General features: G+C 64.9%; 9 protein-coding genes. 5 read left to right on the top strand and 4 right to left on the bottom strand.

The window, feature by feature from the left end; translation table 11 throughout:
• Positions 1-46 precede the first annotated feature (46 nt).
• The 4 genes from ACREE8_RS00260 to ACREE8_RS00245 form a co-directional block, all read right to left on the bottom strand.
• Entirely contained in the window at positions 47-904 is an 858-nt protein-coding gene (locus ACREE8_RS00260; protein ID WP_431570963.1) for a universal stress protein, read from the bottom strand.
• Entirely contained in the window at positions 901-3,342 is a 2,442-nt protein-coding gene (locus ACREE8_RS00255; RefSeq protein ID WP_431570962.1) for a Lon protease family protein, read from the bottom strand. Before ACREE8_RS00255 ends, ACREE8_RS00260 begins: the two co-directional genes overlap by 4 nt.
• A gap of 119 nt (positions 3,343-3,461) precedes the next feature.
• Positions 3,462-4,247 (bottom strand): cytochrome b/b6 domain-containing protein, encoded by a 786-nt coding sequence (locus ACREE8_RS00250; RefSeq protein ID WP_431570961.1) that lies wholly within the window; start codon positions 4,245-4,247, stop codon positions 3,462-3,464.
• A gap of 232 nt (positions 4,248-4,479) precedes the next feature.
• Positions 4,480-5,358 (bottom strand): SMP-30/gluconolactonase/LRE family protein, encoded by an 879-nt coding sequence (locus ACREE8_RS00245; protein ID WP_431570960.1) that lies wholly within the window; start codon positions 5,356-5,358, stop codon positions 4,480-4,482.
• A 169-nt stretch (positions 5,359-5,527) separates the two neighbouring features.
• On the opposite strand from ACREE8_RS00245, the gene ACREE8_RS00240 reads away from it, so the two are divergent.
• The 5 genes from ACREE8_RS00240 to ACREE8_RS00220 form a co-directional block, all read left to right on the top strand.
• Positions 5,528-6,076, top strand: coding sequence for a hypothetical protein (locus ACREE8_RS00240; protein ID WP_431570959.1), 549 nt, complete (start codon positions 5,528-5,530; stop codon positions 6,074-6,076).
• A gap of 27 nt (positions 6,077-6,103) precedes the next feature.
• Positions 6,104-7,129 carry an NADP-dependent oxidoreductase gene (locus ACREE8_RS00235; protein WP_431570958.1) on the top strand — a complete coding sequence of 342 codons (1,026 nt, stop codon included), beginning with the start codon at positions 6,104-6,106 and terminating at the stop codon, positions 7,127-7,129.
• Positions 7,130-7,527: 398 nt separating this feature from the next.
• A complete protein-coding gene (locus tag ACREE8_RS00230; RefSeq protein WP_431570957.1) occupies positions 7,528-8,106 on the top strand; it encodes a sigma-70 family RNA polymerase sigma factor in 579 nt (192 codons plus the stop codon).
• Entirely contained in the window at positions 8,106-8,762 is a 657-nt protein-coding gene (locus tag ACREE8_RS00225; RefSeq protein ID WP_431570956.1) for a ChrR family anti-sigma-E factor, read from the top strand. Before ACREE8_RS00230 ends, ACREE8_RS00225 begins: the two co-directional genes overlap by 1 nt.
• A gap of 365 nt (positions 8,763-9,127) precedes the next feature.
• On the top strand, positions 9,128-9,864 hold a 737-nt coding region (locus ACREE8_RS00220), incomplete at its 3' end, for an RNA polymerase factor sigma-32 (protein WP_431570955.1).

The following is a 9,864-nucleotide window of genomic DNA, read 5'->3' as shown; positions in this document are numbered from 1 at the left end:
CATCCCGCCCGTTCTGCCCGGCGCAACGCGGCCGAAGCCTGAAAGGTCAGAGCGACCCGCGCATCACCAGCACCGGGAAGTTCGAGCCGGCGGCGAATTCCGCCAGCTCCGGCGGCAGCCGTCCGGCCAGGTCGCAACCCAGCACCAGCAGCTGCGGCTGTTCTCGCTCCAGCGCCTGCCGCAAGGCCCGGCCGTCGGGACCGATCGCGGGGCGGATCAGGATGCGTTTCGGATCGGTCCCGATGCCTTCCTCGAGAAGGCTCCGCCGCGCCTCATACTCGGCCCTATCCTTGGCCGGGATGATGACCAGCAAAGGCCGTTCCTCGTCGCGCGCGGTGCGCTGCGCCAGATCGAGCGCGGCATCGCCGCAGGGCGAGTTGGAGAAGACGACGGCGATCGGTGCCTCGGCCCGCGCCCGGGTCGGCATCGCCATCAGCACCGAGCAGCCGAGGCGCTTGGCCATCTCGGTCGATGAGCGTCCCAGGGCCTGCCCCTCGATCATCCGCTGGCGACGGCCGATCGCCAGGAGATCGGCCGAGCCGGCGGCCGCTTCGATGGCGCCCTCGATCCGCCCGCGCACGACGCGGAAAGACCAGCGCAGGCGCAAGGCCTCGGCCTTCATCCGCAGGGCGTTGCGCGCCATGCCCGCTTGATTGCGGAGATCCTGCTCGAGTTTCGCCGCGTCCAGGCCTTGGACCGTGCTGGTCAGGCGACAGACCTCGCGGGCGAAAGGCTGGCGCGCCAGATTGATCAGGTCCTCATCCTCGATGAACAGACCCTCGAGCTCGGCATGAAGCCGCACGGCCAGCGTTGCCGCATGATCGAGCGCGGCCATGCTTTCGGGCGAGGCATCGAGCGCCACCAGGATGCGCCGCATGGCGGCGATTTCGCGTTCCGCGGTCATACCCTGCCTCCTTGTCCGCCCTCGGTGCCCTCGTCGCCGCCGACGCCAAAGCGCCGCCGCTGCTGAACCAACGCAATCAGCCGATCCTCGACCCGCCGGTTGACGCTGCCCTTGGGAAATTTCCCGTCATCCTCACGGGCACCCGCCGGGAAACCGGTCAGGAGCTCGATGCCCTGGTCGATCGTCTCGATCGGAAAGATCCGGAACTGGCCCTTGTGCGCCGCCTCGACGATGTCCCGCCGCAGCATGAGATGGCGGACATTCGTCGACGGGATCAGGACGCCCTGCTTGCCCGTCAGCCCGTGATGGCGGCAGACATCGAAATAGCCTTCGATCTTCTGATTGACGCCGCCGATGGCCTGCACCTGACCGAACTGGTTGACCGAGCCGGTCACGGCGAAGGACTGGTCGATCGGCAGCTCGGAGAGCGCCGACATCAGCGCATAGAGCTCCGCCGAAGACGCGCTGTCGCCATCGACACCACCATAGGACTGCTCGAACACCAGCGTCGCCGACAGCGAGAGCGGCTGGTCGCTGGCATAGCGCGCCGCAAGGAAGGCCGAAAGGATCAGCACGCCCTTGGAATGGGTCGGCCCGCCCAGCTCGACGCGGCGTTCCACATCGATCACCTCGCCCCGCCCCAGCCTGACCCGCGCCGTGATGCGGCTCGGCTTGCCGAAGGAGAAGTTCGGCAGCGACAGCACCGACAGGCCGTTGATCTGCCCGACCTTGCTGCCGGCCGTGTCGATCAGCACGATGCCGTTATCGATGATCTCCAGCGACTTCTCGCGCACGCGGCCCGAGCGATAGATCTGCTGGTCGATCGCCTTCTCGATATCGTCGGCGCCGATCACCTCATGCTTGGCCCTGCCCGCCCAGTAATCGGCCTCGCGCATCACATCGGCGACGTCCCCGATCCGGGTGGTGAGCTTCTGATTGTCGTCGGCGATCCGGCCGGCCTGCTCAATCAGCCGGGCCACCGCGCCCCGATCGAGCGTCTTCAGCCCTTCGCGCCGGGCGATGGTGGCGATCAGCTGCGCATAAGCCAGAACCGCCTCGCCTTCGCGCGGCATGTCGTCGTCGAAATCGGCCGCCACCTTGAAGAGATCGTTGAACTCGGGATCTTGCGCCGCCAGCAGGTAATAGATATCGCGCGTGCCGACGATCAGCACCTTGACGTCGAGAAAAACGGGCTCGGGCTCGACCGTCGTCGTCGAGACGAGGCTCAGGGCCTGACCCGGCGATTCGATGGTGATCTGACGCGCGCGCAGAGCCCGCTTCAGGGCCTCATAAGCATAGGGCTGGGTCAGCAGCTTCTGCGCGTCGAGCATCAGATAGCCGCCATTGGCACGATGAAGCGCACCCGCCTTGATCAGCGTGAAATCCGTGATCAGGGCGCCCAGCTCGGCCAGATTCTCTACCCGTCCGACCAGGTTGGGCATGGTCGGGTTGTCCTCATAGATGACGGGCGCACCGACCTGATGGGTGTGATCGACCAGCAGATTGACCCGGTAGCGGCGGAAGCGGTCGCGCACGGCCGGCGACAGGCGCGGCGTTCCCGGCGCCCCCTGGCTCTCGCCCTCGGTCGGCAGGAAGGCGTCGGCATTGTCGACGATGTCCTTCTCGACCGCGCCCAGATAGGCCAGCACCTCGGGCAGATCGCGGAAATGCTCTTTCACCACGGCGATGCCGGTGGCGACCGCGGCACTCGTCACCTGGCGATCGAGTTCGCGCGCCTGGTCGCGCCGTTCGCGCTCCCAGGCCGGAAATTTACGCAGCTCCTCCTCGAGCTCTTCCTGAAGCGTCTTGAGGTCCGCCTCGATCCGCTTGCGCTCGGCTTCAGGAAGTTTCTGAAAGTCTTCGGGGCTGAGCGCCGCGCCCTCGCGCACCGGCGCGAAGGCGAATCCCATGGGCGTGCGCAACAGCGAGATGCCCTTCGGCTGGGCTTCGGCCTGCAGCCGTTCGAAGATCTCGGCCTGGCGGGTCTTGGTGGCCTCGTCGATCAGCTGCCGGCGATTGCGATATTCCTCGCCCTCCAGGATCGCCGGGATGGCGACGCGCAGATCCTCGATCAGACCGCGCATCTCGCTTTGCAGCTTGCTGCCCCGGCTCGGCGGAAGCTTCAGCGCAATCGGCCTGTATGGCACTTCGAAATTATTGACGTAGCAGAGGTCGGGGGGCACGTCGCCGGCGCGGGCGCGCTGCTGGAGGAAGCCGAAGGCGATGGTGTGCTTCCCGGTTCCCCCGGGGCCCAGCGCGAAGAGGTTGTAGCCCTGGCGGCGGATCCCGATGCCGAACTCCAGGGAGCCGAGCGCCCGCTCCTGCCCGACGATGCGATGAAGATCCTTCAGTTCCGCCGTCGTCTGGAAAGGCAGCTCGGCAGGTTCGCAACGGCGATAGAGCACCTCGGGCTTGAGCGGAGCGACAGTTGCGGCCACGGATCCTCACTTTTCAACAATGCATGATCATGACGAAGCCCGCCCCGTCTCCAGGGCGGGCGCGACTATATCATGCAGGAGCGAGGACTGCCGACCCTCTGGCCGGCATGGCTTTTATGTCATTCCGATGTCCCGGCGGCGGGGCTTTGCGGCAGACCGGCCGCCACATCCGGGACGACACCTCCGCTCGCCTCGCCGGCGGGCTGGGAGGGACGGGTGGCCAAGGCCTGGCCGTCGAACGGCCCGAACAAGCCGATGCCCGCCATCAGCACCAGGATAGCCATGATCGCCAAGCGACCGCGACCGGCGAAGGGACGGTCGTTCGCGACCGTTCCGGGAGCCGCCGGCTTGTGTCCCGTGATCATGGCCCACACCAGGTTCTCGCGAGCCAAGAGCCAATGGCCCAGGATCGCGGCGACATGAACGCCCGCCAGGATCATGATCAGGTTGCCCAGCACCTGATGGAGATCGCCCATGGCGCGGCTGCCGCTGCCCATGACGGCGATCAGCGGCGAGCCCGCCTGATAGCCGCGCGCCGCCGCCGCCGACAGCCCCGTCCAAACGATCGCGAGCAACAACAGGACCATCGCCAGGACCATCAGCCCGCCCAGCGGGTTATGCCCGACGAAATGGGCCGGCTTGAAGCGGACGAGGCCTTTCAGATAGTCCAGGATGGAGCGCCAGGAGAACAGGAAATCGGCGAAGCGCGAATGCGGGCTGCCGATGAATCCCCACAAGATCCGAAACAGCAGCAGCAGGAGGATGAAATGCCCCGCGCCGACATGGAGCGTGAACATGACGCCACGCTCGCCGCTCGTGACATAGGCCAGCAGAACGGACAGCGCCAAGAGCCAATGAAAGATCCGCGTCGGCAAATCCCAAACACGGACGGAAGCACTCGGCATGATTCTCTTCTCCGGCGACGGGGGCACGTCGGTTGAGCGACCCGTCGTCAATTATGATCCCGACTTTTGTAAACAAGGAGCCGTCAGGCCGAGACCGATGGTCACAAGCTGGACTCATCGCCCCCAAAGAGAACATGTCGGAGAAGGCTGTCGGAAACCTTACGGCCGCGAGCGCATCGCAGTTGCAACGTAAGGCGATGTCGTCACCGATCGAGCCGGCATCATGCGTCGATTACCCCGCATAATCGGGTTCGGCGATGCCGCGCTGGCCGACATCGGCGACCAGCAGATGACCGGACAAGGGCGATGCGCGAAGCTGCTCATCGGTCAGTCCGAGCGAGGCGGTCGTGATGAAGAGTTGCTTCATCCCCTCGCCTCCGAAACCGACGGCGCTCGGCTGCGGCACCGGGACCTTCACCCGCCGTTCGAGCTTCCCGTCGGGCGTGATCTGGGCCACGCACCAGCCATCCCAGAGCGACACCCAGAGGCAGCCATCGGCATCAACCGTCATGCCGTCCGGCTGCTCCGGCACCGCGCCGAATTTATGGAAGCTCTGCCGCGGCCCCACGGCGCCGCTCGCGGGATCGATGTCGTAGCCATAGATCTCGCGCGAGGGGCTGTCGGTCCAATAAGCCCGCTTGCCGTCGGGGCTGAAGGCCGGTCCGTTGGCGCAACCGATCTTCCGGTCGATGACCGAGACTTTGCCGGCCTGATCCAGCATGTAGAAGCTGCCGGTCGGCGTGACCCAATCCTGATTGCAGCTGCCGGTCCACAAGCGCCCGCGCCGGTCGACCTTGGCATCGTTGAAACTGTTCTCCGGATGGCCGGCCTCGGGATTGACCATGTCGGCGCGCTGACCCGTCTTCGGATCGAGCCGGTGAAGGCCGGTATCGTCGACAACGATCCATCGGCCCTGGCGATCGAACACCATGCCGCCCAGCCCCGTCGGCAAGCTGGCCTTCAGCGTCTCGTTGCGGCCGCTGGCCGGATCGAAACGGAAGATCGACGGCCCCCGCAAATCGAGCCAGTAAAGTTTACGCTCGGCCTCGCGCCAGAGCGGGCCTTCGCCCAACGCCGACCGAAAATCCAGAGCCCGCTCGACATGTTCCACGGCGCTGCCTCCCCTTGCCGGCCGGACGGTCAAGCCGCCGGCTCGTTTTTTTTGCCGGGAGGAATTAGGCGGCGCGCTTGGTTGCAACGTCAAGGCGCTATAGACTTGCGGCCGGGTGGTGTCCGGTTCTGCCGAGGACCGGCGTTTGCGAGACATAGGGGTGTCGTTCATGCGAGTTTCCGGAGCGTCCGGTTCGTTCAAGAGAGCCGGACTTCTTCCGGTCTTCGGCCTGTTGGGGCTGCTGTTCGCCGCCCCCGCGCAGGCGCAGGACGCGGTCCGTTGCACCGACATCCCCGATCCCGTCGCCAAGACCCGCGATGCCATCATCGCCGCGACGAAGCAGAAGGATTTCGGCGCCTTCTCCCCGCTGATCGATCGCAATGCCTTCGCCGCCTCGGTCGGCGACGACATCGAGCCGATCTCCTATTGGGAAAGCCTGAAGAAGCAGGGCGACGATGTCAGGCCGATCATGGCGGCGCTGCTGAAAATGCCTTGCTCGGTCTATCAGGGTGCCGAAGGCGAGGTCTTCACCTGGCCGAGCGCCGCCGACATTCCCTATGAGAAGCTCACCAAGAAGGAGATCGCCGATCTCCAGAAGCTCTATGAAGGGCAACTCGAAGACCAGTATATCGAAGGCCATGAGGTCGGCTATTACGCCGGCTGGCGGCTCTCGATCAATTCCGATGGCACCTGGTCCGAATTCGTCGCCGGCGATTAGCGCCAGTTCACCCGGAGGGCCCGGACGATGTTGCAGAATCGCCAGATCCTTCTCGCCTCCCGCCCCTTCGGCGAGCCGAAGCCGGAGAATTTCCGGCTGGCGACGACGGAGATTTCGGATCGTCCGGAACGCGGGCTACTGCTCAAGACGCTCTGGCTGTCGGTCGATCCCTATATGCGGGGCATCATGGACGAGGGCGACTCTTACACCCCCGCGGTGGATATCGGCGGCGTCATGGATGGCGGCACCGTCAGCCTGGTGCTTTCCTCACGACACGCGGACCACAAAGCCGGCGATCTCCTCGTCGGCTATACCGGCTGGCAGGAATATGCACATACCGACGGCGAGGGCTTGAGGAAGATCGATCCGAAAACGGCTCCTATCTCGACGGCACTGGGTCTCCTCGGAATGCCCGGCATGACCGCCTATACCGGGCTGCTCAATATCGGACTGCCGAAATCCGGCGAGACCCTGGTCGTCGCCGCGGCCTCGGGTGCAGTCGGGTCTGCCGTCGGCCAGATCGCCAAGCTGAAAGGCTGCCATGTGGTCGGCATCGCCGGAGGGCCGGAGAAAACGAGATATGTCGTCGATGAGCTGGGCTTCGATACCGGGCTCGATCATCGGGCGGCCGACTTCCCCGCCCGCCTCAAGGCCGCTTGCCCGAAGGGCATCGATATCTATTTCGAGAATGTCGGCGGCCATGTCTGGGAGGCGGTCTACCCGCTGCTGAACGATTTCGCACGGGTTCCCGTCTGCGGCCAGATCGCGAATTACAGCGACACCGGCCTCCCGCCGGGACCCGATCGGGCGCTGGCGTTGATCGGCACCATCCTCACCAAGCGCTGGCGGATGCAGGGTTTCATCGTCAGCGATTTTGCCGATCAGACCGACGAGTTCCTGCGCGACGTCGGCGGCTGGTTGCGCCAGGGCAAGCTGAAATACAAAGAAGACGTGGTGGTCGGCCTCGAGAACGCGCCGGCCGCTTTCATGGGCCAGCTCAAGGGCCGCAATTTCGGCAAGCTCCTGATCAAGGTCGCCGACGCCCCCGCCTGAGGCCAGCCTTGATCCGATCGCGATCCCTTGCCGTACTGATCGCGTGCGATCGCTCGCGTATCCCCCGGAGCTTGCGCGGAGAGGAATCTCTTGAGCGTCACCGAACGGCCGGGCTGGGCCTGGGTCACCGGCGCCAGCAGCGCCCCGCTGCAACAACGGCTCTCAAGCGCAATGCGGGGGCCCCGCCTGGACAGCGATTCGTGCGGATTCATACGACAGGGAACCGAAGTCGGATCACTCGCAGTCCGCGCCTATCTTCCTGTGATCCAGATGGCTTGAGGGCGCGTATCCAATCCGAGCATCGAAAGCGACGGCTGGGCGGCAGGCGCGGGTAGAACCCTCTCCGGTCGGGGGCCGGGTCGCTTGTCGAGCTGTCGCTGCGGTTGTTACATGGCGGCGTGCAACCGACCGATCCCAAACCGCTGGGTCCTGTGAGCCAGGATTTTGCGCGACTTCTCGGCCTGATCGCCGCGAACCGCGATGAGGATGCCTTTGCGCAAATTTTCGACCATTACGGCCCTCGCGTTAAGGCCTACTTCCGCCGGCTCGGCATGCCCTCGGCCGCCGCGGAAGATCTGGTGCAGGACGTGATGGTGGCGGTCTGGCAGAAGGCCGGGCAGTTCGACCCCTCCCGGGCGACGGCGGCCACCTGGATCTACGCCATCGCACGAAATCGCCGGATCGACCTGCTGCGTCGCGAACGTCGTCCCGAGATCGACCCCACCGACCCGATGCTGATGCCCGGTCCGGAAGCCGATCCCTACAACCAGGTTGTCGTCGCGCAAGCAGAAAGCCGGCTGCAGCGTGCCGTCGCCACCCTGCCGGAAGACCAAGTCTTCCTGCTGCATAAATCCTTCTTCGAGGACAAATCCCACAGCGTCATCGCCGCCGAGCTGGGGCTGCCCCTTGGAACTGTAAAATCCCGCCTTCGCCTGGCACTGGGCAAGCTGAAGGCAATCGTCAAGGAGCCCACCTGATGGCGACGCATCATCCCGGGGAAGAGCTCCTGCTGGCTTATGCGTCGGGCTCGCTGCCGGAGCCTCAGGCCCTGCTGGTTGCCACGCATATGGCGCTATGCCCGTCCTGCCGCCTGGCCGTCGAGGCGTATGAAGCGTTGGGCGGAAGCCTGCTCGAGGCGCTGAACCCCGAACCGCTCTCGGTCACGAGCCGTCAGCAGCTCCTCGGCCGCTTGCCCCGCGGAGCCACTCTCTCGGCGCCACCCGCATTGCGCCCGCCGTCGCCCTCGACCCGGCCCGCCCTGCCGGAGCCGCTCCGCGGTTACATCGGCGGCAGCCTCGACAAGGTCGCCTGGCGGCGCCAGGGCTCGGCCCACGAAGCCCGGCTGCTCCCAAACCCTGCCGGCTTCGTGACTCAATTGCTGCAAACCCGGGCCGGCGGTTCCATTCCGCGGCATACCCATGAAGGAACCGAGCTGACACTGGTTCTTGCCGGCGGGTTCTCGGACGAGGTCGGTCGGTACCTGGCGGGCGATGTGGCCATGACGGATGGCTCAATCACTCACCGTCCGGTTGCGGACGCGGATGAAGACTGCCTTTGCCTCATCGTGCGCGACGCACCGCTCCGGTTCACCGGGGCGGTCGGGTTCATTTTAAATCTTCTGTTCCGTCATTGACCTGACTTACGACGCAAGACTTCGCGAATCTTGGCTTGGCGAGGATTCAAAAACGGCGAAATCTTCCTGTGACTATGGGGCCTTCCGACCAAAGTCGTAGGTAATTTCCCCTACAGGCACGGGATGACACTCCGATGCCCGAAAAAAATCACAGACTCCAATTGCGAAAGCGGCAGTTGCTGTGTGATGCAGCTTTCGTTTTCGGTCTCGATCATAATCGCGTGAACCTGACATCGTGATGTGAGGTTTTACGAAATTCTAACTTGCCAGGATCGGTTGTCCCTGCTGCATTGATCCGACGGCATTCAACAGTCGTATTCTCTTCAAGCGGACTGCGGACGCTGCGAGGTATGAAGGAGACGAGCATGGGGAGCGTCGCCAGCTACAGTACCGACCGGCTGGATCGAAACCTTCTCCGTTATGCGATGAAGCTTCCGACTCTGTCCGCCGAGGAAGAGGGCGAGTTGACGCGTGCCTGGTCGATCGAGCGCGACGATGTCGCGCTGCAGAAGCTGGTCAGCGCCCATCTCCGCATGGTGATCTCGCAAGCAACCCGGTACCGGTCTTATGGCCTCGCCTTGTCCGACCTGGTGCAGGAAGGCACCGTCGGGCTGATGCAGGCGGCGGAGCGGTTCGATCCGGGACGCCAGGTTCGATTTTCAACCTATGCGATCTGGTGGATCAGGGCAGCCATACAGGATTATGTGCTGCGCAACTGGTCGGTCGTACGGGTCGGGACGACCCATGCCGAGAAGCGGCTGTTCTTCAATCTCCGGCGTCTGCGGGCCAAGATCGCACAGTCCGGCATCGGCACCCTCAACCCCGAACAGGCCGCCATCCTGGCGCGGGAGTTGAATGTCTCGCTCGACGTCATCGAGAACATCGACTCCCGTCTCTCCGCGCGGGACTGCTCGGTCAATGAGCCGTTCGGCGAGAATGGGGACGGGGAATGGCAGGACATGCTCGCCGACGAGCGCGCCACGCCCGAAGAACAGGTGACCGCCGATCTCGACTCCCAGACGCGCTCCCGCTGGCTGGCCGCCGCGATGAGCGAGCTGCCGGATCGCGAGCAGATCATCATCCGCAAGCGCCATCTGGCCGA

The sequence above is a fragment of the Hypericibacter sp. genome (assembly GCF_050729195.1).
Lineage (GTDB): Bacteria > Pseudomonadota > Alphaproteobacteria > Dongiales > Dongiaceae > Hypericibacter.
This window is presented reverse-complemented; position numbering and strand designations above follow the sequence as displayed.

What these genes read in the sequence shown, in the direction of transcription:
- ACREE8_RS00240 (WP_431570959.1), top strand. Translation starts at nt 5,528, where the DNA reads ATGCGAGTTTCCGGAGCGTCCGGTTCGTTCAAGAGAGCCGGACTTCTT.
- ACREE8_RS00260 (WP_431570963.1), bottom strand. Translation starts at nt 904, where the DNA reads ATGACCGCGGAACGCGAAATCGCCGCCATGCGGCGCATCCTGGTGGCG.
- ACREE8_RS00225 (WP_431570956.1), top strand. Translation starts at nt 8,106, where the DNA reads ATGGCGACGCATCATCCCGGGGAAGAGCTCCTGCTGGCTTATGCGTCG.
- ACREE8_RS00250 (WP_431570961.1), bottom strand. Translation starts at nt 4,247, where the DNA reads ATGCCGAGTGCTTCCGTCCGTGTTTGGGATTTGCCGACGCGGATCTTT.
- ACREE8_RS00235 (WP_431570958.1), top strand. Translation starts at nt 6,104, where the DNA reads ATGTTGCAGAATCGCCAGATCCTTCTCGCCTCCCGCCCCTTCGGCGAG.